Raw genomic sequence first — 22,637 nt, 5'->3', positions numbered from 1 at the left:
CGCTTTTTTCGGTATCCCGAAAGACAGGATGAACGGGCAGCAGGAAGAGGGACGCATTGCTGAAATCAGCCAGTTTCGTTCGGGCGGATGCCCTGAACGGCGAAACACCTTACGACACCGTCATGCTCGCCCATGACGAGCGTCATTTCCGGCGGCGGGTCTTTCAGCTTTCCGGCGGCGACCGCGTGTTTGTCGACCTGCCCGAGCCGGCGGTGCTTGAGACCGGCGATGCGCTCCGGCTCGATGACGGCCGCCTTGCCGGGATCGTGGCCGCCAGCGAGCCGCTTTACGACATCCGGGCGCGGGACGGGGTGCATTTGTCGCAGCTTGCCTGGCACATCGGCAACCGGCATCTGGCTGCTTCTATCGAAGCCGACCGGATCCTGATCCTGCGCGACCATGTCATCAAGGCGATGCTCGAGGGTCTCGGCGCCGTGGTGACCGATGTCGAGGAGACCTTTGTGCCGGTGCGCGGCGCCTATTCCGGCAATAGCCATCACAATCATCATCACGGCTGACAAAGCTGGTCCTCGTTTGCTGGAGACCTCCGCATGTCCAAGACTTCGAAGAACGGTCCGCTCCGTGTCGGCATCGGTGGCCCCGTCGGGTCGGGCAAGACGACCCTTACCGAGAAACTCTGCAAGGCCATGCGCGACGAATTTTCGCTCGCCGTCGTCACCAACGATATCTACACCAAGGAAGACGCGATGATCCTGGCCCGGCTGCAGGCGCTGCCGGAAGACCGCATCATGGGCGTGGAGACGGGCGGCTGCCCGCATACGGCGATCCGGGAGGACGCGTCGATCAATCTGCAGGCCATCTCCGAGATGAACCGGAAGTTTCCCGATCTCGACATCGTCTTCATCGAATCGGGCGGCGACAACCTCGCGGCGACCTTTTCCCCCGAACTCGCCGACCTGACGCTCTATGTCATCTCGGTTTGCCAGGGCGAAGAAATCCCTCGCAAAGGCGGGCCGGGCATCACGCGCTCCGACTTCCTGGTCATCAACAAGAGCGATCTGGCGCCTTATGTGAACGTCGATCTCGATGTGATGGAAACGGACGCTGCCCGCATGCGCGGCGAACGCCCCTTCGGCTTCAGCGATCTTTCACGCGGCAAGGGCGTTCAGGAGATCGTCGATTTCATCGTCGAGAATGGCGGGTTGCGCCAGCGCCGCGCCGCCTGAATGGCGTCGCACGGTTTCGCAGGTCCGTCGCTCAGACCTTGACGGCGTGTTCGGCGCGTTCCTCGCCGCCGAAGACGCGCAGGTAGCGATCGATCTCGCCGGCGTCGCCGGTTGCTTTGGCCGGATTGTCCGAAAGCTTCACCGCCGGCCGCCCATTGGCTTCGGTGACCTTGCAGACCAGCGAGATGGCCTTGAGGCCGTCCACGGGGGTCGGCGCGCAATCCTCGAAATCATTGGTCAGGTTGGTGCCCCAGCCGAAGCTCATGCGCACCTTGCCTTCGAAATGGCGATAGGTTTCCTCGATCGTCTCGGCTTCGAGACCGTCGGAGAAGATGAGCAGCTTTTGTGTCGGATCCCTACCGCGCTCACGCCACCAGGCGAGGATGCGTTCGCCGCCTTCGATGGGCGGGGCGCTGTCGGGCCTGAAGCCGGTCCAGTCGGCAACCCAATCGGGCGCGTGATGCAGGAAGGAGGCCGTGCCGAACGCGTCGGGCAGCACGATCAGCAAATTGCCGCCATAATAGCGCTGCCAGTCCTGCAACACCCGGTAGGGCGACTGGACCAGGTCCTCGTCGGTATCGGTGAGAGCGGCATAGACCATCGGCAGTTCATGCGCGTTGGTGCCCAGCGCTTCGAGGTCGTTGTCCATGGCCAGAAGCACGTTCGATGTGCCGGTGAAGGCCTCGCCGATGCCTTCCTTCAGCGCTTCCACGCACCAGCGTTGCCACAGGAAGCTGTGACGGCGGCGGGTGCCGAAGTCGGAAATCCGCAGTTCCGGCAGCTTCTTCAGCCGCTCGGTCTTGTCCCAGGTCTTGGCCTTGGCGCGGGCATAGAGCACGTCGAGCGCGAACGGGCCGAACCGCTTCATCGCCGCGCGCGAGCGCAGCTCGTTGATGATGGCGAGCGCAGGGATTTCCCAAAGCGTGGTGTAGACCCAGGGTCCGGAAAAGGTCAGCTCATACTGGCCGTCGCGGCGGACGAGCTCGTAGTCCGGCAGGCGGAAATTCTCCAGCCAGGCAAGGAATTCCGGCTGGAAGATTTGCTTGCGGCCATAGAACGTGTTGCCGCCCAACCAGATCATTTCCTTTTTGGAGAAGCGCAGCGTCCGGGCGTGGTCGAGCTGTTCGCGCAGCTCTCCCTCGTCGATCTCGTCGGCAAGCCGTACCGATGTGGCGCGGTTGATCAGCGAGAATGTCGTTTCGACCTCCGGGTGCATGCCCCAGATCATCTGCAACATCAGCAGTTTATAGAAGTCGGTATCCAGAAGGCTGCGGACGATCGGGTCGAGCTTCCAGGCATGGTTGTAAACACGCCGCGCAATATCAGTTCTTGCCATGTCGCCTTCCAGACATCTCCTCCACCCGGCATGGCCAGGTCCGCCAAGGCCTATAGCATCGAATTGTCAGGCGCGCCCGCGGCTTTCACCTGGACCAGTCAAAAAAGCATTTGCCGTCAGGGCATCCCTGCAAGCAACCGGTCGCGCCTGAGCCAGCGCAGCAGCAAAAGGGTGGCGACCGCCGCAAGTCCCGAGAACAGGCCGATCCAGATGCCGTTGCCGCCCAGCTCGAAATGGAAAGCCAGTAAAGCGCCGAGCGGCATGCCGACGCCCCAGTAGCCAAGGGCGGCGAACAGCATCGGCACCTTGGTGTCGTTCAGGCCGCGCAGCATGCCGCTGGAGACTGCCTGCGCGCCGTCGACGATCTGGAACAGAGCGGCGAAAGCGAGAAAGCCGACGGCAATGCGAACGACCCCGGCGTTTTCCGGCGCATCGAGATCGATGAAAGCACCGATCAGAACGCGCGGAAACAATAGCATGACGAGCGCCATGGCAGCCATGAAGCCGACCCCCAGCGCATAGGCGACCCAGCCCGCACGGGCAATGCCCAGACGGTCGCCTGCACCGAAGGCGCGGCCGACGCGAATGGTGGCGGCCTGGCCGAGTCCCAGCGGAATCATGAAGGTGAGCGAGGCGATCTGGATTGCAATCGCATGGGCGGCGAGCGAATCGGCGCCGATCAGCCCCATCAGAAAGGCCGCGGCGTTGAAGATCGTGACTTCGAACAACATCAGCCCGGCAATGGGCAAACCGAGGCCCAGCAGTCCTGCAAAGCGCGGCCAATCGGCGCGCCAGAACCGCCCGAACAGCCTGTAGCGGCGGAATTGCCTGTCGGTGCAGACCGCAATGACAAGACCCGTAAACATCATCGTGCTGGACAGCGTGGTCGCCAGGCCGGACCCCGGCAGCGCAAGGGCGGGGAAGCCGAGATTGCCGAACATCAGGCACCAGTTCGCCAAAACGTTGAAGCCGATTGCGCCGAAGACCACCGCGAGCGCCCAGCCCGGCCGTTCCAGCGCCGAAATGAACGAGCGTAGCACGATATAGGCGAAGAACGGCAAAACCGACCATTGAAGCGCCCTCACATAGGAGGTGGCCATAGCGGAAAGCTCGGCATCCTGTCCCATCAGGCGTAATATATGCTGGGTGTTCCATAAGAGCAGCCAGATCGGTACCGAGACCGCGATGGCCAGCCAGAGACCTTGTCGCACCGTGCGCCGGATGTCGCGGACCGAATGGCGGCGTCGTCCGATCTCGACGGCGATCATCGGCGATGTCGCGAGCATCAGTCCAAGGCCGAAGATCAGCGGCGCGAAATAGAGGTTCGAGCCCAACGCGCCGGCGGCCAGCGACTTCGATCCGAGCCGGCCCATCATCAACACATCGGTGGCTGTCATCGCCGTCTGGCCGAGATTGGTCAGCATGATCGGCCAGCTCAGCGCCAGCGTTGCCCGGAACGATGCGAACAGAGATGGTCCGGACGCCTTCACTCCCGCGTCGTTGATGGCCATGGTCTCAAACTTTCGAGGAAAACGATGCAGAATTTTGCTCTGCGCACCGCAACACCAGCAGAAATCGGAATTTCTGCTCCATTGGTCATCGCTTTGGCGAAAAAAGCGGCAGGCCGCAAGCTTCTCGGTCTGGAATCGGTTGAGCCAACCTCCACTTGAAAAGAGCGGTATCGGGCGGCTCTTCAGTGGATCACGGGTTCGTTACAAAAGTGTAATCTTCACGCCCTTGAATCGCCACGTTCACAGCCACAAATACAGGTCATCGGCAGTTTTCGCCGAGTCCGGAGTACGGCCCGTCCCCCGCCTATACCGGACACAGCGGCAGCCTCATCCCCCTCTCCGGGCTGCCGCCTCGTTTAGAGAAGTTGCCGCCGTGGTTCCCCTCCGCCACGGCGGCACTTTTTTATCCAGTGAGCCGAGGCTGGCCCAACCCGCAAGGCTTTTCCTTATGCTCGGACAGTTCTAGGGTGCGGGCCTTCGAACCGAAAGGCCTTCCATGTCCGTCATCCAGCCCGTCCTCGACCGTATCGACCAAAATCTCGACCAGAGCCTCGAGCGGCTGTTTGCGTTGTTGCGCATCAAGTCGATCTCGACTGACCCGGTCTTCAAGGCCGATGTGCGCGAGGCAGCCGAATGGCTGGTGGCCGATCTGAAGACCATTGGCTTCGAGGCCAGCGTCCGCGATACGACAGGCCATCCGATGGTGGTGGCGCATCATGAAGGGCCGTCGCCTGAGGCGCCGCATTTGCTGTTTTATGGTCATTATGACGTACAGCCGGTCGATCCGCTCGAACTGTGGCATGACGATCCGTTCGACCCTGCCGTCAAGGAACTGTCGCCGGGCCGGAAGGTCATTACCGGCCGGGGCTCATCCGACGACAAGGGTCAGTTGATGCTGTTCGTGGAGGCTTGCCGGGCCTGGAAGCAGGTGCATGGCGCGCTGCCCGCGCGCATCACGCTGCTGTTCGAGGGCGAAGAGGAATCCGGCTCGCCGTCGTTGAAGCCGTTCCTCAAGGCCCACGCCGCGGAACTGAAGGCCGATTTCGCCCTGGTCTGCGACACCGGCATGTGGGACGCTGAGACGCCGGCGATCTCGACCGGCCTGCGCGGCCTGGTTGGCGAGGAGATCGTCGTCAAGGCGGCCGACCGCGACCTGCATTCGGGCGAGTTCGGCGGTGCCGCTGCAAACCCCATCCGCATCCTGGCGAAGGTACTGGCCGACATTCACGATGAAGACGGCAAGGTAACCATTCCGGGCTTCTATGACGGCGTTGAGGACACCCCGTCCCAGATTCTCGAGTCGTGGAACGGGCTGGGCGAGACGGCTGAAAGCTTCCTCGGTCAGGTCGGCCTGTCCATTCCGTCGGGTGAAAAAGGCCGCTCGGTGCTTGAACTGACCTGGGCACGGCCGACGGCTGAGTTCAACGGCATTATCGGCGGCTACACCGGCAAGGGTTTCAAGACGGTCATTGCTTCGGAGGCTTCGGCGAAAGTGTCATTCCGGCTGGTGCAAAAGCAGAACCCTGACGCGGTTCGCGCGGCCTTCCGCGATTTCGTCAAAGCCCGCATCCCAGCGGATTGCAGCGTGGAATTCCATCCGCATGGCGGCTCGCCGGCAATCCAGTTGTCCTACGATTCCCCCTTCCTCGCCAAGGCAAAGGATGCCCTGTCCGATGAATGGCAAAAGCCCGCGGTGATGATCGCCATGGGCGGCTCGATCCCCGTGGTCGGCGATTTCCAGACCTTTCTCGGCATGGAATCGCTGCTGGTCGGTTTCGGTCTCTCCGACGACCGCATCCACTCACCAAACGAGAAATACGAGCTGACGTCCTTCCACAAGGGTCAGCGATCCTGGGCGCGCATTCTCGAAGCGCTAACCCGGTAAGAGTCGCGATGGACGACGAATTTTCAGGGGCTTTGCCCGTTTCAGTTGATTTTTAACGCAATCGCGGCGAGGAGAGGCTACGCCGCGACCGGAGAACGACATGACGATCCGCTTCCACCGTAACGACCTTCCCAATCTCGACCACTACAATGTGGATGCCGTCGCCATCGACACGGAGACGCTTGGCCTTATCCCGCATCGCGACCGCTTGTGCGTGGTGCAGATTTCGCCGGGCGACGGCAGCGCCGACGTCATCCAGATCGACAAGGGACAAAAACAGGCGCCAAATCTGGTCAGCCTTCTGGCGGATCCCAAGATTACGAAGCTGTTTCACTTCGGCCGTTTCGATATCGCCGTGCTGTACCAGGCCTTCGGCGTTCTCGCCGAACCCGTTTTCTGCACCAAGATCGCGTCGCGGCTGACCCGCACCTATACCGACCGGCACGGGTTGAAGGACATCTGTTCGGAACTGCTGGGCGTTGGCCTTTCCAAGCAACAGCAATCCTCGGACTGGGCAGCGGCGATACTATCGCCCGAACAACTCGACTATGCCGCTTCCGACGTGCTCTACCTGCATCGCCTGCGCGATGCGCTGTCCACGCGGCTGCAGCGCGAGGACCGCGTCGAGGAGGCGGAAGCCTGCTTCAAGTTTCTGCCGACGCGTTCGAAGCTGGATTTGATGGGCTGGCCGGAGACCGATATCTTCGCCCATAGCTGAGGATTGGGAACCATTTCGCCCAGGAGCCGTTTGCAAACGTCCAGATTTTGAAAGGATGTTTTCATGTCGAGCATATTCCGGTTTCGCGATACTGTAGAAGACGGCCTGCATGAGCAGGTTGCACGTTTGAGCAAGGAAATGGCCTCCTTGCAGAAAATCCTTTCCCGCCAAGGCTCCCGGGCCGCAGCGCAGACCCGCGACAGCGCATCGGAAATCTACGACGAACTCGCCAGTCGCGTGTATGACGCCATGCCGGTCATCCGTAAGCAGACACGGGTCGCTCAAAAGACGGCGCGGGACAATCCGGTCGCTACCGCCATTATCGGGGTCGCTGTCGCCGGACTGCTCCTGAGCCTCATGTCGCGCCGCTCATAAGTCGTCTTGACGGAGGCGTCCATGGCAGGTCCAAGACCCATTTCCGGCGCGCCGCGTGACGGATCCAAGGTCACCGTGCGCTGGACCAGTGGCGATGGAGTCGAAAACGAATCCCTCGCCCAGTTTCGTTCGGACGACAACGGCACCGGCTGGTGGGCTTATGTCGACAGCGACACCCAGAAGCGCATCGAGCCGCACTCCTGGCTGCCAGAGCCGGGCGAAGAGCTCGAGTCGGACGAATAACTAACAGTCGGTCGTAGACCACGCCTTACCCTCAACTCCTTTCATGGAACCATCCCACCTCGCGCAGCATTGTCTTTGTGCGGGACTGGAGGCCTGCGGAGGAGATAGACCATGTTTATGCTGACTCATTTCGGAGTGTTCGACGCTTTCATCCTAACCATTATGGTGTTCTTGATCTGGGCGAGTTGGGACATCAATCTGTCCAAGAAGTAGACCGTTGTTCCATGTCATGCTCATAAGGCTGAAGGCCCACGCTCATTCGCCAACAAAGGTCTTGTGATAAATTTACCTTTCGAGAGCTTGCCTACGCCACTATGCGTCGCTGGCGATGTCCGCAGACAAAGGTGCTGCTGTGCTTACCAGGGCGACGAGTTCACTCTGACGATGAACGCCTGTCTTCTGAAAAATCCGCTCCAGATAGGTTCTTCCCGAACTGTAGCTGATGCCTGCGTCGGCGCAGGATTGCTGTAAAGTTTTCCCGCTGCAAATAGCAATCGCGAGCCGCGCCTCGGCAGGCGCGAGATCAAACAGCGCTCCGATCAGATCGGCTGACGGAGCAGGCCCCGGATGTCTCGGAACGGCTGCGACGACCAGATGATCCCCATTGGAAAAGACGTCATGCGCCGATCTCCGAACCGGCAGCACATGGACCACGCAGCGCGGTACGGGACCGTTGCCGCGTACCGGTATCGAGCGTAACGACAAGAACGACCCGCTTGCATCAGCGGAGATCGCCTCCTGCACGAGCCGATTGGCTGTGGCATCGGCGATGAACAGTTTGCCAAAGGCGGCGGGCAAAAAGACATCGTCGAGCGCGTCCAGGCTCTCATTGGTCGCCAGCACGCGGCCGGAACTGCTCAATACGGCAGCCGGCAGGCCAAGCCTTTGTAAGGTAGAGGTCATCGTCTGGGCCCGTTCCAGTCGCAAGCGCGCGGCAATAACGCCCGAGCGGGCCAGATGCGGCCTTACAGCGTTGAGTGCGACAAGCTCATTCGGTGAGGGTCGGTCGTGAGCCAGCCAGCGTTCCATGGCGAAAAGCACAACTTCACCGGTCGGGAAGGTGATAAAAGTGCCGACCTGCCCGCCGATCCCCATGACCCGGGTCCTGTCGGTGCGCACACGGTTTCCATCCAGAATTTCTTTTGGGAAATAGTCGGCATCGTAGACGAAGGTGGCCGGGGGAATTTGCGTCATCATCTGTCTCAGAATATCGCATTCTGGCCAGGCATTTTCGCTCGTGATCGCTTCAAGCACGGGTTCGATCAGCTTCGTGGCTGCGAATTTCGGGGTTTTGGGATTATCGATAATACCGACGCCGCCGGCTGCCGAGTTTGAGAGCTCGCTTAGTGTCTGCAGTACATCCGGCCAATGCTCTGGAATGAAGGCGGCTTCATAAATGCGTTCGACAAGATCTTCTGACATATCCGTTCAGAATTCCATCAGGGTTTACAATTTTCGGTCAGGTAAACTTAAGCCCGCTGGAAGAATTTGAAGATTTCCTAAGCCGGCGTCTGAAACTCGGGCCGCATCAACATCGGGCGACAAGCTAAGCCTTTTGGCGGATCACTCTACTCACTCAGGAGGTGCGGCATATTCATGAAACATTGCAAGAGTAATCCATCATGGGAACCAGTCAATCTTGTAGCCGAATGATGCCTGGCAATTGGTGGGATCATTTCGGAAGGACCATGACCGTGCTGTCTCGTCCGTCACTCTCTCGGCGAACGGATTGGGCTCAAGTGTCAGCCAGGCGCTTGACGATGATCTTTGCGATTCAGTCGATTTTTCTGTGCGCGGCCTTCGCGCCTTCTTCGGCGGGGTCGATAGCGCCCGCCTACCAGCAGTCTGCGAAAATGGTCCGAAAGGTTTCGCCCGCAATGAATTCGACCGAAATAACGGGCGTTTATGTGTCTCGCGGCAACGCCGTCGACTGCCCTCAAATCCGCGGCGACGACGGGCAGCTTCATTCTGTCATCGGGGTTAGCAGCGATATCGCCATTGGCGACCGGATCCGCGTGTCCGGACACTACGCCGTGTCGACCCGCTGTCGGGGGCAGGCGCTGGTGGTCGAGGAACAGCAGAAATTGCAGAAGTAACGCTTGAGCCTCTCAAGATGCTCAATAACGATTGGAGAAGTCAATGCCGACGCCAACCGACCCTTTGCTCGCACAACAATGGCATCTCAATCAGACTGTTTCAGGCTTATATGATTTGAACGTCATGTCGGTCTGGAACCCAACGGAAGGCGAGGCCTATACCGGTTGGGGCACACGGGTGGTCGTGATAGACGATGGTATCGATTATCTTCATTCGGATCTGGCGCCAAATTACCATACTGGCCTGGACTATGAATACGTCACCCACACAGATGATGCCTATGGAGATCCAGCCAGTGATTGGCACGGAACCGCCGTTGCGGGCATCATTGGTGCTGCCGCCAACGGCGCCGGCTCTGTTGGCGTCGCCTTTCATACCCAGCTTGTCGGCTATCGCGTGTACCGTTTCATCTCGGACGAATGGCTTCAAGACATCCGGGACGCGATAGGCACCGCAGCAATAAGTGCTCAAGGCGACGTTATCAACATCAGCCAAGGCATTGCCAACGACGTTAATAGCGAGTTTGGGTTCGGCTACGATGCCGCAAGATTCGACGAGATCGAGACTTCCATCGGTACCGCCGTGAACGCCGGCCGCGGCGGCCTTGGTTCCATAATCGTCAAGTCGGCAGGCAATTCGCGCACAGACGATTATGACGTCAATGCCGACGACTGGACGAACGACACACGGCAGGTTGTCGTGGCCGCTGTCGATCAAAACGGTTTCGTCTCGTCCTATTCAAGCTATGGCGCAGCGGTGTTGGTGTCCGGCTTCGGCACGCCTGGCCAGGTGGTGACCACCGATCGTGTCGGCGCGGACGGCTACAGCACTACGGATTTCACCTCGACCTTCAACGGAACGTCTTCCGCCGCACCCATGGTCAGCGGTGTCGTGTCGCTGATGCTCGACGCCAATGCGGGGCTTGGCTGGCGTGACGTGCAGACCATTCTGGGTGTATCCGCACGGCAGGTCGGCAGCGAGATGGGCGCCGGGATCGCCGGGTCCGAACGGTATGCCTGGGGCTGGAATGGGGCCACCACATGGAATGGCGGCGGCCAGCATTTCAGCAACGACTATGGCTATGGTCTGGTCGATGCTCATGCCGCCGTGCGCATGGCAGAGACTTGGTTGCTCGCGGGTGGCGTGCCTCAGACAACCTCGACCCAGTGGACCAGCCAAGTTCATATTTTGGACACCGCGACCGTTATACCGGATGGCAACACGACGGGCCTGAGCTTCTCTGGAACCGTCAACTACGACGATATCGTCGAACGGGTCACTGTGGAGATGACCTTCTCTACCACGTTCACCGCCGATATGGAGATTTACCTCGTTTCCCCTGACGGTACGGTTAGCGAACTGATCAGGGACGTTGCCGGTTCGAGTGACTACAATGGAACCTGGACTTTCGAGAGCCAGGCCTTCCGTGGAGAGCGCGCCGCTGGAACCTGGACGGTGCGCGTCGTAGACGATTTGGGCAGCGATGTACTTACAGTGTCGGATATCGTTCTCCGCGTGCATGCCGACTTCAGTCTGAGCGATCGCTACATTTACACCGATGAATACGCCCAATATGCTGGGGTGAGCAACCACAACACGGCCGTAGTGGACAGCAACGGCGGCGGCGATACGGTCAATGCTTCTGCTGTGACCACTGCCTCGATCATACGGCTCGACGGCGTCACGGGCTCTATTGCGGGCCAGGCGGCGACTTTCACCAACATCGAGAATGCCATCGGCGGCGATGCAGGAGATTCGATCTACGGCAATACCAGCGCCAACATGCTCTATGGCATGCGCGGAGCCGACAAGCTGTATGGCGGCGCAGGCGCCGATACGCTCGACGGCGGCACCAACAACGACAGGCTGGACGGTGGTGCCGACATCGACACGATGCGCGGCGGGGCGGGTAACGACATCTATGTGGTCGACAATGCTGCCGATCTGGTGGTGGAGTATTTCGGTGAAGGCACGGATCAAGTCATCGCCAAGATCAGTTACTCGCTCGCGGGTCTTGAGGTCGAGAACCTGGATCTGTCCGGCGGCAACATCAACGGCACTGGCAATGCCTATGCCAATGTGATCGACGGTACCGCCGGTAACAACGTCCTGGACGGCAAGGCGGGCGCCGACAAGATGGTCGGCCATACCGGCAACGATACCTACTATGTCGACAATGCCAGCGACAATGTCGTGGAGGACGACGGCGAAGGCAACGACAAGATCATCGCATCCGTCAGCTACAGCCTTGCCGGCCGTTATGTAGAAACGCTCGATCTCGTCGGTACGGGCAACATCAACGCCACCGGCAACAAGCTGAACAATGTGCTCGACGGCAACAACGGCAACAACGTGCTTGATGGCAAGGCTGGCCCGGACACCATGATCGGAAAGGACGGCAACGATACCTATTACGTCGACAATGCCGGCGATGTGGTGACGGAGGCCAATGGCCAGGGCAGCGACAAGGTGATCGCTACGGTCAGCTATACTCTGTCGGCCTTCATCGAGACGCTCGATCTTTCCGGCGCCAACATCAACGGAACCGGAAATGCCCAGGCTAACCTGATCGACGGCACATCGGGTAACAACGTATTGGACGGCAAGGCGGGCGCCGACAAAATAGTCGGCCATAGCGGCAACGATACCTATTATGTCGACAATGCCGGCGACAATGTCGTCGAAGCTTCCGGGGAAGGCAACGATAAGATCATTTCGACCGTCAGCTACTCGCTCGCTGGCCGTTATGTCGAAACGCTCGACCTCGTGGGAACCGGCAACATCAATGCCACCGGCAACAAGCTGAACAATGTGCTCGACGGCAACAACGGCAACAATATCCTGAATGGCATGGCCGGCAGCGATACGCTTTTGGGCAAAGGCGGCGCGGATACATTCGTGTTCGACCAAGCCCTCGGCGCGACCAATGTCGATACCATCACCGATTTCTATGCACCCGATGACAGCATCCGCCTCGACAATGCCGTCTTCCTCGGGTTGACGGACGGCGCGTTGGCATCGCCTGCATTCCGAGCCAACACCACCGGACTGGCAGGAGACGCTTCGGACCGCATTATTTATGAGACTGACACCGGCGAGCTCTATTTCGACCGCGACGGCAACGGCACGACCTACGATCCTGTGCTGTTCGCCATCCTTTCGAACAAGGCCGCGATTGGCTACCAGGACTTCTTGGTTGTGTAAGACTGAACAAAACAAAGCCCGCGCCTTCAGTAATGGCGCGGGCTTTTTGCTTGACGACAGGACAGACATGGCGACCACGATTGCCGGTCCTATGATACCGTCCGCGATGGAGCGCCGGCGCCCTGGCATCCCCTCTGGAACAGAGCGGTAGCGTATTTACGATAAGTCACTGTTAACCTTAAACATTTTTTAAAATGGCTTTAACGCCCCCTTAAATCGCCGCATTTAGCCTTCAGCTCAGCCAGAGACCTCATTGGGCCGCGGGAGTGCATGGCAAGGCGAAACGACAAACGGATCGAGCCAAGTTTTGGCGGACCGGCGCGCGGGCGCGGGTCCGACGATTTGTCCGTGGGTGAAGAGGATCGCGTCGTGCCCACAAACAGCCGAAAGTCTTCCACCAAGCGCAAGTCGCCCGGCGGCGGCCGTCGCCAGCCGGCGCAGAGAAGCCGCAAGCGGCGCGGCACGTTCGGCATTTTCGGCAAGCTGTTCTATTGGTGCTTCGTGCTTGCCATATGGGCCGGTATCGCAGGCGCAGGTCTCGTCGTCTATTACGGCGCTCAGATGCCGAGCGCCACGACCTGGTCGATTCCCGACCGCTCGCCCAACATCAAGATCGTCTCCGTCGATGGCGACCTGCTCGCCAATCGCGGCATGACCGGCGGCGAGGCCGTCGGGCTGCACGAGATGTCGCCCTATATCCCGCAAGCCGTCATGGCCATCGAGGATCGGCGCTTCTATGGGCATTTCGGCGTCGATCCGATCGGCCTTGCCCGCGCCATGGCGGAAAACGTGGTCACCGGCCGTTTCAGCCAGGGTGGGTCGACGCTGACCCAGCAGCTCGCCAAGAACCTGTTCCTGACCCCCGACCGCACGCTGGAGCGCAAGGTGCAGGAGGTGCTGCTGGCCTTTTGGCTGGAGCATAAGCACACCAAAGACCAGATCCTCGAGATGTATTTGAACCGGGTCTATTTCGGATCCGGTGCCTATGGCGTCGAGGCCGCCTCGCGGCGCTATTTCGGAAAATCCGCGCGCGATGTGACCTTGGCGGAGGCGGCGCTGCTCGCGGGGCTTCTGAAAGCGCCGTCCCGGCTGTCTCCGGCGCGCGATCCGCAGGCCGCCGAAAGCCGTGCCCAGCTCGTTCTGGGCGCGATGCGCAACGAGGGCATGATCGGCGACAAGGAACTGACGACCGCGATGAGCGCCCCGGCCAACCGGGCGCCGTCCTATTGGAACGGTTCGGAGAATTATGTCGCCGACCGCATCATGGAGGAACTGCCGGCGCTGATCGGCGACGTCCGCAACGACATCATTGTCGACGCCACCGTCGATCTCAATCTGCAGCGGCAGGCGGAGAAATCTATCCGCCGCCTGATCGACGAGAACGGCAAGAAACTCTCGGTGTCGCAGGGCGCGCTCGTCTCCATCGACAATTCGGGCGCGGTGCGCGCCATGGTCGGCGGCTACGATTATGCCAACAGCCAGTTCGACCGCGCCTCGGAAGCGCGGCGGCAGCCGGGTTCGGCCTTCAAGCCTTTCGTCTATCTGGCCGCGCTCGAAGCGGGACGCACACCCGACAGCCTGCGCAACGACGCGCCGATCAAGATCGGAAAATGGACGCCGGAAAATTACGGCGGCAAATATTACGGCCAGGTGACGCTGGCGACGGCCCTTGCCAAGTCACTCAATTCGGTCGCGGCCCAGCTGACCATGGAAGTCGGCCCAAATGCGGTGATCGAGGCGGCGCACCGCATGGGGATCGAATCCAGCCTGCAATCCAACGTCTCGATCTCGCTCGGAACCTCCGAGGTGACGCCGCTCGAACTGACAGCCGCCTATGTGCCCTTCGCCAATGGCGGCTACAAACCGCAGATCCACTTCGTTCAGCGCGTGACCACCACAGGGGGCAAGGTGCTGTACGAATACACCGGGGGCAACACGCCGCGCGTCGTCAGTTCCGAAACAGTCGGCATGATGAATGCGATGATGAGCGCGACGATCAAGGAAGGCACGGCGCGCAAGGCCGATTTCGCCTGGCCGGCCGCCGGCAAGACCGGCACCAGCCAGAATTCGCGAGACGCCTGGTTCGTCGGCTACACCGCCAATCTGACCACCGGCGTCTGGTTCGGCAATGATGACGGCAAGCCGATGAACAAGGTCACCGGCGGTGCACTTCCGGCCTCGGCCTGGCACGAGTTCATGGTCGCCGCGCATGACGGCGTGCCGATTGCCGCCCTTCCTGGCCGCTGGTCGCCAACACCGGCGCAGGAAATTGCCGTCGAGCAGGCGGCTCCCGGAGAGAACCTGTTCCCGTCCGCACCCCAGGCTCCCACGGTTCCAGTTGGCGCACAGCCACGCCCGAGCCAACCCATCGGCCCCGGCGACGGGTTTGGCGTCGAAGCGGGAGCCACATCTTCGATCCGGCCGGTGCCGAAAGCCGATGTCGGCGGACCGGCGCAGCGCAGCGAAACGTCGATCCTCGACGTCATTCTGGGCAACCGATAGGCGGCTTGCCCGCCTGCCCGCGTCACCGCGCCGCTACCAATCCGAAACATGATCCGCTACATGCTCTGAAATATCAGCGAGGCAGGATCATGAGTCAGTCGGACGGCAGGAAGACCATCGTGCTCACCGGCGCCAGCCGCGGCATCGGTCACGCCACGGTCAAGCGCTTTTCGCGCGAAGGTTGGCGTGTCATTACCTGCTCGCGGCAGGCCTTTGCCGAAAACTGCCCATGGCCGGCAGGGCCGGAGGACCACATCAAGGTCGATCTTGCCGACCCCGAAGATGTCGGCCTTGCCGTTTCTGAAATACGTCACCGCATCGAGGCGGAGGGTGGACAGTTGCAGGCGCTGGTCAACAATGCCGGCATCTCGCCCAAGCTGCCTGAGGGCGGACGGATGAACTCCTTCGACACGCCGATGCATGTCTGGCGCGATGTCTTCCAGGTCAATTTCTTCGCCCCGATCATGCTGGCGCGGGGTCTTTTCAAGGAACTGGCAGCGGCGCGGGGATCGATCGTCAACGTGACCTCCATCGCCGGAACGCGAGTGCATCCTTTTGCCGGTACGGCTTACGCGACCTCCAAGGCAGCGCTTGGCTCGCTGACGCGCGAAATGGCCGCCGATTTCGGGCCGCATGGCATTCGCGTCAACGCGATTGCGCCCGGCGAGATCGACACCGCGATTTTGTCGCCCGGCACCGACAAGATTGTTGAGACAATACCGCTGCGCCGGCTCGGCTCCACCGCAGAGGTCGCGGACATCATCTATTTCCTCTGCTCGGGTCAGTCGTCTTATGTCAGTGGCGCAGAAATCCACATCAATGGCGGACAGCACGTGTGAGCACCTGCTGCCTCACACCACCGCTGCCGCCGACACAGGCTCGCCCACTTTAATGCTACGGCCGTATTGTGTGGTTGACTGCATAGCGGTTCAAAACATGGCTACCGCAGTCGCGGGAGCGTTTTAAACAGTCCCCGTCCAACCTGCTCAAAAAGCTCCGTTGTTTTGCCGGTATTGCCTACTCGGTGTTTGGACAGGAAAACGCCGTAGGTTTTGTCCGCCCAGCCGGGGCAAGCAAGGCGAACGTCCTTCGGTCCGAACGGCTCTTTAAGGCGCCCAGACTTCACTGCCGCGTAAATTTGAGATGCGAATTCTTTCATCGGCGGAATGGTGCAGCTAGCCGTGACGCCTTGCGAACCCGCTTTGCAAAGGCACTCTTGATCTTAGCGACTTCGCCCCGCCACCAGCTGAGCATGCCGCGGCTAAGGCGCGAAAACGCATCGCACTCCATCCCGTTACAATTGCCCTTACTGCCCATCATTGCCGTCGATCTTCAGCTAATGGACCAATAGCACAAAACCACCCAAAGCGCCAAGCCGTCGAGCCAATGGGTTGGCAAGAACTCGGAAAACGAACGCGAGACCGAGGCCAGCAACGATAGTGACTATAAGCGTAGTGTCGTGCGGCATTGTCCAGCCAACGCCCTTTTGGAATCAGTCAGCATGGAAGATGCGACGAGGGACTCCCGCCGCGTTTCCAATATGGTGGCCGAGGTCGCTGATGCGCGACCCCGGCCACAAGACAATCGCTCGTGAAGGCCAAAAGCCGAAAAGTGGGCTGTCAGGATTTCACAGTTGCAGTCTTCTTGCCGATGCTACTCTTTCATCAGCAGCTTTTCGATTTCGGGCACCGAATGGTTAGTCAGTGTCTTGGTGATTTCGGCTACCACCTTCGATGACACTTCGGTCGGAAACGATTTCCGCATTTCGCCCAACACCAACGGCCCTGCGACGAGAACAACGCGCTCATAGTCGTCGCTCTTCAACTCTTCGAGCACTTCGCCGGCGAAGCGCTCCTTGTTCTGGCGATGCCAGTCGGTCTCGTCGACGGCACTGCGGTGTACGGACGGTCCGTCGTTGAAGCGACCGGGGCGATCGGTGCCTTGGTCGCGGGACGGTGGATTTTCCATCTTCATCTCATGCACGAGTTTGAGGTTGGGATAGGTTGCATCGCCCTCGTTTTTCAGGAAGATCGCCTTCTCTCCGTCCGCCACGACCACAGAAGTTCCGTGCTTGAGTTTCAGCTGCGTCATATCCTAACCCTTTCTAGGCAAAGCTAGTCATTTCAGGTGCCCCGTGCCGCCTTCTCAAGGCCAACGTGAAAAAGCGTGAGAATGTTCCGCGAGGCGAGCTTTGCGGGAGGAAAAAACTTCTCGCGCCGCATTGGGGAATCTTTTTCTGCCCGTCGTCGCCTGCGCGGAAAAAACATTGCACTGCCTTTGAGGCGGCGCGAGTGCATTCCTTCTGCGGGAAGGGCTGAACGAGTAAAAATCGGGCTCCCTTGAGAACCCGTGCCATGCCGTCAATTCCAGCAAAGCTCAACGCGTTCCCCGTCTTTATGCGGGTCGAGGGTAAAACTGTGTCCATCGTCGGCGGCGGCGAGGAAGCTTTGGCCAAAGCGCGCCTGATGGCGCAATCCAGCGCTTCGATCCGCATCATCTCTCAGGACATCGAACCCGACCTTGCCGCTTTCGTTGCCGCTGGCCACGCAGAGCACGTCGCGCAGGACTATGAGGCTGCGCTGATCGCGGGTTCGACGCTGGTCTTCGCGGCCACCGGCGAAGAGGTCCAGGACCGTTGCGTGTCGGACGATGCGCGCCGTCTCGGCATTGCGGTCAATGCGGTGGACCGCCCGGAACTGTGCGATTTCTTCACGCCCGCGCTGGTCAATCGTGCGCCCGTGGCGGTCGCCATCGGCACGGAAGGTGTGGGGCCTGTGCTGGCGCAGATGATCCGCGCGCGCATCGACCAGATGCTGTCGCCATCGCTGGGCGGATTGGCGACGCTGGCTGCCTCGCTGCGCAATGCGGTCGATGCGAGCCTGCCGCGCGGTGCGGTGCGGCGGCGCTTCTGGAAATCCTTCTTCACCGGCGAGCCGCAGCGCGCTGTCGCCTCCGGTCGGCACGAGCAGGCGAAGGCCTCGGCTGAGCGCCTGATCGCATCCGGCGGTGCCGCGCGCGGCCATGTCGCGCTGGTCGGCGCCGGTCCGGGCGCGGAAGATCTGTTGACGCTGCGTGCGCAGCGCCTGCTGATGGAAGCCGACGTAATACTTTACGATGCGCTGGTTCCCGAGGCTGTGGTCGCCATGGGCCGTCGCGATGCCGAGCGCGTCTCGGTCGGCAAGCGCAAGGGCTGCCATTCCAAGTCGCAGGGCGAAATCAACGACCTGCTGGTTGAACTCGCCCGCGAGGGTAAGGCCGTCGTCCGTCTCAAGTCCGGCGACCCGCTGGTGTTCGGCCGGGCCGGCGAGGAGATGCAGGCGATGCGCGATGCCGGCGTCTCCTACGAGGTTGTGCCGGGCGTTACGTCGGCCTTTGCCGCCGCCGCCGATTTCGAACTGCCGCTGACGCTGCGCGGCGTCACCTCCTCGCTGGTCTTTACCACCGGCCACGACCTGAAAGGCCGCAGCCTGCCGGATTGGGCTAAGCTTGCCATCTCGGGCGCAACCGTCGCTGTCTATATGGGCCGCTCGGTCGCGGCCGAAGTGGCCGGTCGGTTGATCGATGCCGGGCTGTCGCCGGATACGGCAGTGGCTGTGGTCGAAAATGCCAGCCTCGCCAACAGCCGCAAGTTCCATGGCACGCTGGCCGATCTGCCGTCGCTGCAAGCGCGCGACGATCTCGACGGTCCCGTCATGACCATCATAGGCGATGCGGTGGCGGGCGCCAATTTCGCCCGCTCGGAAGCGCTTTCGGCGCGCCGTCCCGCCGCCCCCAAAACTCTTGCGGGAGCCAGAGCATGAAAATCCTCACAGCCAACCGGCTGAGCGACGGCGAGGCCGTCTGGTATGCCGCCGATGGCACATGGGCCGAGGCCATCGATCTCGCCGAAACGGTTGCCGACAAGCTCGGCGAAAGCCGGCTCGAGGCCATCGGCAAGGCTGCCTACGACAATGACGAAGTCGTCGACGTCAATCTGATCGACGTCGTTGTGGCCGACGGCGTCATCCGCCCGACGCGGCTGCGCGAAGTCATCCGCGCCGCAGGCCCCACCAACCGTACCGACCTTGGCAAGCAGGCACGTCCCTCAGCGCGGCACGCCTGAGACTGAACGCAGGGAACGATCATGTACCGCTACGATGAGTTCGACCACGATTTCGTACAGGCCCGTGTCGCCGAGTTCAGCGACCAGGTGGAGCGGCGGCTTGCCGGCGAGATCACCGAGGATCAGTTCAAGCCGCTCCGGCTGATGAATGGCGTCTATCTGCAGCTGCACGCCTACATGCTGCGAGTGGCGATCCCCTACGGCACGTTGAACTCGAAGCAGCTGCGCATGCTCGGGCACATCGCGCGCAAATACGACAAGGGCTACGGCCACTTCACCACTCGCCAGAACATCCAGTACAACTGGCCGGCTTTGTCGGACATGCCGGCGATCCTCGCCGATCTGGCGAGCGTCGAAATGCATGCGATTCAGACCTCCGGCAACTGCATTCGCAACGTGACCGCCGACCATTTCGCGGGCGCCGCCGCCGACGAGGTTGCCGATCCGCGCCCCTATGCGGAGATATTGCGGCAATGGTCGTCGGTGCATCCGGAGTTTTCCTACCTGCCGCGCAAGTTCAAGATTGCCGTGACCGGGGCCAAGCGCGACCGCGCCGCCATTCAGGTCCACGACATCGGCCTGCATCTGAAGAAGGACGAGACCGGTGCGCTGGGCTTCGCCGTCTATGTCGGCGGCGGGCAGGGGCGCACGCCAATCATCGCCAAGAAAATCCGCGACTTCCTGCCGGAAGAACATCTGCTGTCCTACATCACGGCCATCATGCGCGTGTACAATCTGCATGGACGCCGCGACAACAAATACAAGGCGCGCATCAAAATCCTGGTGCATGAGACCGGCGTGGAGGAATTCACCCGCCAGGTGGACGCTGAATGGGCTCATCTTAAAGACGGCGAGCTCGCACTGCCCGAAGCCGACATCCGCGCCATCTCGACCTATTTCGCGCCGCCCGCGCTGGTCGCGCGGCCGGAAGGCGACGAGGCGCTGCGGCTGGCACGGCTGGATTCGCGCAGCTTCGGCGAGTGGCTCGACCAGAACGTTGTCACCCACAAGCATCCCGATTACGCCGCCGTAACCATCTCGCTCAAGGGCGTGGGTGAGGCACCGGGCGACGCGTCGGATTCGCAGATGGAAGCGGTCGCCGATCTCGCCGAACGCTACGGCTTCGACGAAATCCGCGTGTCGCACGAGCAGAACCTGATCCTGCCGCATGTCGCGCGCGCTGACCTGCGCGCGGTCTACGATTCCCTTGTGGAGATCGGTCTGCAGACGGCCAACTCCAATCTGATCACCGACATCATTGCCTGTCCCGGCCTGGACTATTGCGCGCTCGCCAATGCGCGGTCGATCTCGGTGGCTCAGGAGATCACGCATCGTTTTGCCTCGCTGGAGCGCCAGCGCGATATCGGCGAACTGAAGCTGAAGATTTCCGGCTGCATCAACGCCTGCGGCCACCATCACGTCGGCCATATCGGCATTCTCGGCGTTGAGAAGAAGGGGGCCGAACTCTACCAGGTGACGCTGGGCGGTTCGGGCGACGAGAACACCTCGGTCGGCGAGATCATCGGCCGTGGTTTCGGGCCGGAGGATATCACCGATGCCGTCGAAACCATCGTCGAGACCTATCTGAGGATCAGGCTGGACAGCTCCGAAATCTTCCTCGATGCCTATCGCCGGGTGGGGCAAGCTCCCTTCAAGGAGGCGCTTTATGGCAGCGAAGCAAAGGCTGCTTGAGACGGAGCTTGCAGAGCAGGCCGCCGCTTATGACACACGCTACGGCGATCTCGACCCGCGCAAGGTGATCGAGCGCGCCGCGACCGATCTTTTCGTGCGCGATATCGCCGCCGTGTCCTCCTTTGGCGCGGATTCGGCGGTGCTGCTGCACATGATCGCGGAGGTCGACCGGTCGCTGCCAATCGTCTTTCTCGACACTGGCAAGCATTTCGAGGAGACGCTGCATTATCGTGATGCGCTTGTCGCCGATTTCGGCCTGACCGATCTGCGCATCGTCACTCCGGAGGAAGCCGCGCTTAATCGTGCCGATCCCGATGGCTCTTTGCACCAAAGGGATACGGAAGCCTGCTGCGCGGTGCGCAAGGTGGAAACCATGGCGCGTGGAGTCGAGCCGTTCGGCGCGTGGTTCACCGGGCGCAAACGCTTCCAGGCGGCGACGCGCGCGGCATTGCCTGTGTTCGAGACGGTCGGCCCGCGCGTCCGCATCAATCCGCTGGCGCGGTGGAGCGGCGGCGACCTGGCCGATTACATGCAACGCCACGGTCTGCGCGCCAATCCCCTCGTCGCATACGGCTATCTTTCCATTGGCTGTTTTCCCTGCACCCAACCGGTCAAGCCGGGCGAGGACGCCCGCAGCGGACGCTGGGCCGGACAGGCCAAGACGGAATGCGGCATTCATCTCGGCGGTCTCGAAAGAACGCTGAACGATGTCCCTCACTAGGATTCTGCATATGACCGAAGCGACACCGCCCGCCGCACCCCGGCTGTGGACGCCGGAAGGCTTCCGCGATGATGAGTGGATCCATGCCGACAGTGCGGACGCACTGTCTGGCAATGGCCGTTTCATCCTGTCGCTGCGGACGTTTTTAGTTCTCGACCCGGGCGTCCGCGCAGGCTCCCGCGAACGGCTCGGTGTGATCCTGCAACCCGGCGAGCATCTGGAGGATATCGCCGAGTATCTGGGTGATCTGTCCCTTGTCGCGCTGGCGTTTCCGGCCTTCAGCGACGGCCGTTCCTATTCCAAGGCCGAGCTTTTGCGCGGTCGGCATGGCTTTGCCGGCATTGTGCGGGCAACGGGCGAGGTGCTGGTCGACCAGCTGCCGCATATGCTGCGCACCGGTTTCGATGAGTTCGAGATCGCCCATCCCGTGCTGTTGCGCCGGCTTGAGGCCGGCGAAAGCGGCGGTAGTCCCTTCTACTACCAGCCCACGGCAAAGCCCGCTGATCTTCCCGCCAAAGGTGCTGCCTATTCCTGGCGCCGGCAAAGGCAGGCTGGGTAAGCGCTTCTGTTTTGCAGGGCTCGGCGCGCGGGAACCAAATGCGTCGACGACGATTTTTTAAGGCATGATCGACCACACAGGTTTCATCGTGACCGACTTGCCAAAGGCCCGGCGTTTTTATGACGCTATTGCCAAAACGCTCGGCCTGTCGACGATAGACAATGGACCGGAAGCGTTTTTACTCGGCAAAAGCGCCGAAGAGCCGATCCCTTATCTTTGGATCGGAACAAGCCGGCCATCCTATTGGGCCGAAGGTTCGCGAGCTGGCCTCAATCAGACACACATCGCCTTTGTTGCTGCCGACAAACAGACGGTGGATGCCTTCTATAACGCAGCGTTGGCAGCAGGCGGGACCGACAACGGCCCACCCGGACCGCGCAGCGGGGCGGGCGATTATTACGGTGCCTTCGTGTTGGACCCGGACGGAAACAACATCGAGGCATGCGCACGCGGCACCGGAATATAAAGGCGCGGTGCCGACCAGATGCTTTAGGCGGCCCAGTAT

The 22,637-nt window shown here is 61.1% G+C and carries 21 protein-coding genes; 17 read left to right on the top strand and 4 right to left on the bottom strand.

Annotated elements, in window-relative coordinates; genetic code table 11:
- The first annotated feature begins 56 nt into the window (after positions 1-56).
- Both ICI42_RS03355 and ureG read left to right on the top strand, forming a co-directional pair.
- Complete coding sequence (locus ICI42_RS03355; RefSeq protein WP_188163100.1) at positions 57-518, top strand: urease accessory protein UreE; 462 nt, start codon at positions 57-59, stop codon at positions 516-518.
- A 33-nt stretch (positions 519-551) separates the two neighbouring features.
- Positions 552-1,187 carry an urease accessory protein UreG gene (gene ureG / locus ICI42_RS03350; protein WP_188163099.1) on the top strand — a complete coding sequence of 212 codons (636 nt, stop codon included), beginning with the start codon at positions 552-554 and terminating at the stop codon, positions 1,185-1,187.
- A gap of 31 nt (positions 1,188-1,218) precedes the next feature.
- Here the strand turns inward: ureG and pncB are convergent, their stop codons facing one another.
- Positions 1,219-2,523 (bottom strand): nicotinate phosphoribosyltransferase, encoded by a 1,305-nt coding sequence (gene pncB / locus ICI42_RS03345; RefSeq protein WP_188163098.1) that lies wholly within the window; start codon positions 2,521-2,523, stop codon positions 1,219-1,221.
- Positions 2,524-2,639: 116 nt separating this feature from the next.
- Positions 2,640-4,034: an MATE family efflux transporter gene (locus tag ICI42_RS03340; protein ID WP_188163097.1), complete on the bottom strand. Its 1,395-nt coding sequence runs from the start codon at positions 4,032-4,034 to the stop codon at positions 2,640-2,642.
- 24 nt (positions 4,035-4,058) lie between these two features.
- On the opposite strand from ICI42_RS03340, the gene ICI42_RS23910 reads away from it, so the two are divergent.
- From ICI42_RS23910 to ICI42_RS03320, 5 genes are all read left to right on the top strand, one after another.
- Positions 4,059-4,193, top strand: coding sequence for a hypothetical protein (locus tag ICI42_RS23910; RefSeq protein ID WP_269140746.1), 135 nt, complete (start codon positions 4,059-4,061; stop codon positions 4,191-4,193).
- A 337-nt stretch (positions 4,194-4,530) separates the two neighbouring features.
- Entirely contained in the window at positions 4,531-5,919 is a 1,389-nt protein-coding gene (locus ICI42_RS03335) for a M20/M25/M40 family metallo-hydrolase (protein ID WP_188163096.1), read from the top strand.
- Between the two features lie 100 nt (positions 5,920-6,019).
- A complete protein-coding gene (locus ICI42_RS03330) occupies positions 6,020-6,637 on the top strand; it encodes a ribonuclease D (RefSeq protein ID WP_188163095.1) in 618 nt (205 codons plus the stop codon).
- A 63-nt stretch (positions 6,638-6,700) separates the two neighbouring features.
- Entirely contained in the window at positions 6,701-7,012 is a 312-nt protein-coding gene (locus ICI42_RS03325) for a hypothetical protein (protein ID WP_188163094.1), read from the top strand.
- 21 nt (positions 7,013-7,033) lie between these two features.
- Positions 7,034-7,255: a hypothetical protein gene (locus tag ICI42_RS03320; RefSeq protein ID WP_188163093.1), complete on the top strand. Its 222-nt coding sequence runs from the start codon at positions 7,034-7,036 to the stop codon at positions 7,253-7,255.
- A 312-nt stretch (positions 7,256-7,567) separates the two neighbouring features.
- On the opposite strand, the gene ICI42_RS03315 is transcribed toward ICI42_RS03320, so the two are convergent.
- Positions 7,568-8,677 carry a helix-turn-helix transcriptional regulator gene (locus ICI42_RS03315; protein ID WP_188163092.1) on the bottom strand — a complete coding sequence of 370 codons (1,110 nt, stop codon included), beginning with the start codon at positions 8,675-8,677 and terminating at the stop codon, positions 7,568-7,570.
- 455 nt (positions 8,678-9,132) lie between these two features.
- Between ICI42_RS03315 and ICI42_RS03310 the strand changes: the two genes are divergently transcribed.
- The 4 genes from ICI42_RS03310 to ICI42_RS03295 all read left to right on the top strand — a co-directional run bounded on the left by ICI42_RS03310 (position 9,133) and on the right by ICI42_RS03295 (position 15,897).
- Complete coding sequence (locus ICI42_RS03310; RefSeq protein WP_188163091.1) at positions 9,133-9,351, top strand: hypothetical protein; 219 nt, start codon at positions 9,133-9,135, stop codon at positions 9,349-9,351.
- Between the two features lie 43 nt (positions 9,352-9,394).
- Entirely contained in the window at positions 9,395-12,556 is a 3,162-nt protein-coding gene (locus ICI42_RS03305) for a S8 family serine peptidase (protein ID WP_188163090.1), read from the top strand.
- Positions 12,557-12,826: 270 nt separating this feature from the next.
- Positions 12,827-15,058, top strand: a complete 2,232-nt coding sequence (locus ICI42_RS03300) for a transglycosylase domain-containing protein (RefSeq protein WP_188163089.1) — start codon at positions 12,827-12,829, stop codon at positions 15,056-15,058.
- 89 nt (positions 15,059-15,147) lie between these two features.
- Positions 15,148-15,897, top strand: coding sequence for an SDR family NAD(P)-dependent oxidoreductase (locus tag ICI42_RS03295; protein WP_188163088.1), 750 nt, complete (start codon positions 15,148-15,150; stop codon positions 15,895-15,897).
- An 814-nt stretch (positions 15,898-16,711) separates the two neighbouring features.
- Here ICI42_RS03295 and ICI42_RS03290 read toward each other — a convergent pair.
- Complete coding sequence (locus ICI42_RS03290; RefSeq protein ID WP_188163087.1) at positions 16,712-17,149, bottom strand: host attachment family protein; 438 nt, start codon at positions 17,147-17,149, stop codon at positions 16,712-16,714.
- A gap of 263 nt (positions 17,150-17,412) precedes the next feature.
- Between ICI42_RS03290 and cysG the strand changes: the two genes are divergently transcribed.
- From cysG to ICI42_RS03260, 6 genes are all read left to right on the top strand, one after another.
- On the top strand, positions 17,413-18,858 hold the full coding sequence (cysG, locus tag ICI42_RS03285; protein ID WP_188163086.1) for a siroheme synthase CysG: 1,446 nt from the start codon (positions 17,413-17,415) through the stop codon (positions 18,856-18,858).
- Positions 18,855-19,160, top strand: coding sequence for a DUF2849 domain-containing protein (locus ICI42_RS03280; RefSeq protein ID WP_188163085.1), 306 nt, complete (start codon positions 18,855-18,857; stop codon positions 19,158-19,160). The genes cysG and ICI42_RS03280 overlap by 4 nt, the downstream gene beginning before the upstream one ends.
- A 21-nt stretch (positions 19,161-19,181) precedes the next feature.
- Positions 19,182-20,852 (top strand): nitrite/sulfite reductase, encoded by a 1,671-nt coding sequence (locus ICI42_RS03275; protein WP_188163084.1) that lies wholly within the window; start codon positions 19,182-19,184, stop codon positions 20,850-20,852.
- Positions 20,827-21,573: a phosphoadenylyl-sulfate reductase gene (locus ICI42_RS03270; RefSeq protein ID WP_188163083.1), complete on the top strand. Its 747-nt coding sequence runs from the start codon at positions 20,827-20,829 to the stop codon at positions 21,571-21,573. The genes ICI42_RS03275 and ICI42_RS03270 overlap by 26 nt, the downstream gene beginning before the upstream one ends.
- Before the next feature lie 10 nt (positions 21,574-21,583).
- On the top strand, positions 21,584-22,132 hold the full coding sequence (locus ICI42_RS03265) for a DUF934 domain-containing protein (RefSeq protein WP_188163082.1): 549 nt from the start codon (positions 21,584-21,586) through the stop codon (positions 22,130-22,132).
- A 64-nt stretch (positions 22,133-22,196) separates the two neighbouring features.
- Positions 22,197-22,598 carry a VOC family protein gene (locus ICI42_RS03260; protein WP_188163081.1) on the top strand — a complete coding sequence of 134 codons (402 nt, stop codon included), beginning with the start codon at positions 22,197-22,199 and terminating at the stop codon, positions 22,596-22,598.
- Positions 22,599-22,637: the final 39 nt, after the last annotated feature.

This window comes from Oryzicola mucosus (assembly GCF_014534685.1).
In the GTDB taxonomy this organism is placed as follows: Bacteria; Pseudomonadota; Alphaproteobacteria; order Rhizobiales; family Rhizobiaceae; genus Oryzicola; species Oryzicola mucosus.
This window is presented reverse-complemented; position numbering and strand designations above follow the sequence as displayed.

Excerpts from the sequence above, each read along its gene's own strand:
- ureG (WP_188163099.1), top strand. The coding sequence starts at position 552 with ATGTCCAAGACTTCGAAGAACGGTCCGCTCCGTGTCGGCATCGGTGGC.
- pncB (WP_188163098.1), bottom strand. The coding sequence starts at position 2,523 with ATGGCAAGAACTGATATTGCGCGGCGTGTTTACAACCATGCCTGGAAG.
- ICI42_RS03340 (WP_188163097.1), bottom strand. The coding sequence starts at position 4,034 with ATGGCCATCAACGACGCGGGAGTGAAGGCGTCCGGACCATCTCTGTTC.
- ICI42_RS23910 (WP_269140746.1), top strand. The coding sequence starts at position 4,059 with ATGCAGAATTTTGCTCTGCGCACCGCAACACCAGCAGAAATCGGAATT.
- ICI42_RS03335 (WP_188163096.1), top strand. The coding sequence starts at position 4,531 with ATGTCCGTCATCCAGCCCGTCCTCGACCGTATCGACCAAAATCTCGAC.
- ICI42_RS03330 (WP_188163095.1), top strand. The coding sequence starts at position 6,020 with ATGACGATCCGCTTCCACCGTAACGACCTTCCCAATCTCGACCACTAC.
- ICI42_RS03325 (WP_188163094.1), top strand. The coding sequence starts at position 6,701 with ATGTCGAGCATATTCCGGTTTCGCGATACTGTAGAAGACGGCCTGCAT.
- ICI42_RS03320 (WP_188163093.1), top strand. The coding sequence starts at position 7,034 with ATGGCAGGTCCAAGACCCATTTCCGGCGCGCCGCGTGACGGATCCAAG.
- ICI42_RS03315 (WP_188163092.1), bottom strand. The coding sequence starts at position 8,677 with ATGTCAGAAGATCTTGTCGAACGCATTTATGAAGCCGCCTTCATTCCA.
- ICI42_RS03310 (WP_188163091.1), top strand. The coding sequence starts at position 9,133 with ATGAATTCGACCGAAATAACGGGCGTTTATGTGTCTCGCGGCAACGCC.
- ICI42_RS03305 (WP_188163090.1), top strand. The coding sequence starts at position 9,395 with ATGCCGACGCCAACCGACCCTTTGCTCGCACAACAATGGCATCTCAAT.
- ICI42_RS03300 (WP_188163089.1), top strand. The coding sequence starts at position 12,827 with ATGGCAAGGCGAAACGACAAACGGATCGAGCCAAGTTTTGGCGGACCG.
- ICI42_RS03295 (WP_188163088.1), top strand. The coding sequence starts at position 15,148 with ATGAGTCAGTCGGACGGCAGGAAGACCATCGTGCTCACCGGCGCCAGC.
- ICI42_RS03290 (WP_188163087.1), bottom strand. The coding sequence starts at position 17,149 with ATGACGCAGCTGAAACTCAAGCACGGAACTTCTGTGGTCGTGGCGGAC.
- cysG (WP_188163086.1), top strand. The coding sequence starts at position 17,413 with ATGCCGTCAATTCCAGCAAAGCTCAACGCGTTCCCCGTCTTTATGCGG.
- ICI42_RS03280 (WP_188163085.1), top strand. The coding sequence starts at position 18,855 with ATGAAAATCCTCACAGCCAACCGGCTGAGCGACGGCGAGGCCGTCTGG.
- ICI42_RS03275 (WP_188163084.1), top strand. The coding sequence starts at position 19,182 with ATGTACCGCTACGATGAGTTCGACCACGATTTCGTACAGGCCCGTGTC.
- ICI42_RS03270 (WP_188163083.1), top strand. The coding sequence starts at position 20,827 with ATGGCAGCGAAGCAAAGGCTGCTTGAGACGGAGCTTGCAGAGCAGGCC.
- ICI42_RS03265 (WP_188163082.1), top strand. The coding sequence starts at position 21,584 with ATGACCGAAGCGACACCGCCCGCCGCACCCCGGCTGTGGACGCCGGAA.
- ICI42_RS03260 (WP_188163081.1), top strand. The coding sequence starts at position 22,197 with ATGATCGACCACACAGGTTTCATCGTGACCGACTTGCCAAAGGCCCGG.